This window comes from Helicobacter apodemus (assembly GCF_000765745.2).
Taxonomy (GTDB): domain Bacteria; phylum Campylobacterota; class Campylobacteria; order Campylobacterales; family Helicobacteraceae; genus Helicobacter_D; species Helicobacter_D apodemus.
This window is the reverse complement of record NZ_JRPC02000076.1, coordinates 1-1551: the sequence shown is the minus strand read 5'-3', so window position 1 is coordinate 1551 and position 1551 is coordinate 1. Positions and strand designations below refer to the sequence as shown.

Annotated in this window: 1 protein-coding gene; it reads left to right on the top strand. The window is 35.3% G+C overall.

The window, feature by feature from the left end; translation table 11 throughout:
* Positions 1-1551: beta strand repeat-containing protein (locus tag LS72_RS11060; RefSeq protein WP_194145618.1), on the top strand; the 1551-nt coding region annotated here is incomplete at both ends.

The following is a 1551-nucleotide window of genomic DNA, read 5'->3' as shown; positions in this document are numbered from 1 at the left end:
AACCAAGGAAACTTAAAAGGTGGATTTGTAAATAATACAGGGGCTACCTTAACAAACTTTGCTAATTCTAGCAATCTAAGCACCTTTAAGAATCTTGGAACCTTAGGAAGTGCTACTAACACTGGAACTCTAGCTAACCTTACTAATGCTGGAAAAGCAGGAATAATTAGAAATCTTGGAACCATAAGTGGCAACCTTGAAAACCAAGCTAGTGGAACTCTAGCTGACCTTACTAATGCTGGAAAAGCAGGAACGATTAGAAATCTTGGAACCATAAGTGGCAACCTTGAAAACCAAGCTAGTGGAAGCATAGATTATCTTTTAAACAAACAATCTGGAAATGTAAAAGCAATTACTAATGACGGGAGCATAAGATCTTTATCCAGTTATGGAATATTAACTAACCTTGATAACAGGAAATTTATAGAAGCCTTTGGTAACCAAGGAACTCTAACAAATGTAAGCAACACTGGAACTATAAACACCATTAGAAACACGAAAAACATAGGAAACTTTACTAACTATAATGGTGGAACCATCACCAACCAAGTTCAAAATCAAGGAAGCATTGGAAACTTTAGCAATTCTGGAAAGCTAAGTAATGGATTTAATAACCAAAGTAATGCAACAGTTGGTAATTTTACTAACTATGGAAATGCAGGAAACATTACTAATGCTGGAAAGATAAGCACTGTAGCTAACACTGGAACTATCACTACCCTTGCTAACTCTGGAAGCTTAGCTAACCTTGGGAGCTCTAAAACTATAGGAAACCTTAATAATACTGGAACTCTAACAAAGGTAAGCAACACTGGAACTATCAATACCCTTAATAATACTAATGTTATTACAGATTTTAATAATATTCAAGTCTTAAACTCAGTTACCAATGCTGGAACTATAAATTCTCTTACCAATATTAGAACTATTGGGAACCTTACTAATACTGGGACCCTAACCTCTGCAAGAAACAATGGGATTATAGGTTCTCTTAGCAATACTAGCAAAATAGGAAGTTTTAGTAATACTGGAACTATCACCAACCAAGTAAGCAACGCTGGAAGCATTGGAAACTTTAGAAACATTGGAACTTTAAGTAATGGATTTGTTAATGATGCCAATGCTACCCTTACTAACTTTACTAATACTAAAAAAGCTGGAAACATTACTAATAAAGGAACCCTAGTAAATGTAAGTAACAATGGAATTATCAATGCATTTGCTAACTCTGGGAGCTTAAATAACCTTACTAACTATAATACTATAGCAAACCTTACTAATAAAGGAACCCTAGCCTCTACTACTAACGCTGGAACTATAACTTCCCTTGATAACACTGGAGGCTTAAATTCCCTCAAGAACTATAGAAGCATAGCAAACCTTAATAATACTGGAACCCTAGCCTCTGCTACCAACACTGGAACCATAACTTCCCTTAAAAACACTAAGAACATAGGAACCCTTAGCAATACTGGAACCTTAGCAAATGCTACTAACACTGGAACTATTACAAGTCTTGATAACACTAAGAACATAGGAACCTTTAGCAAT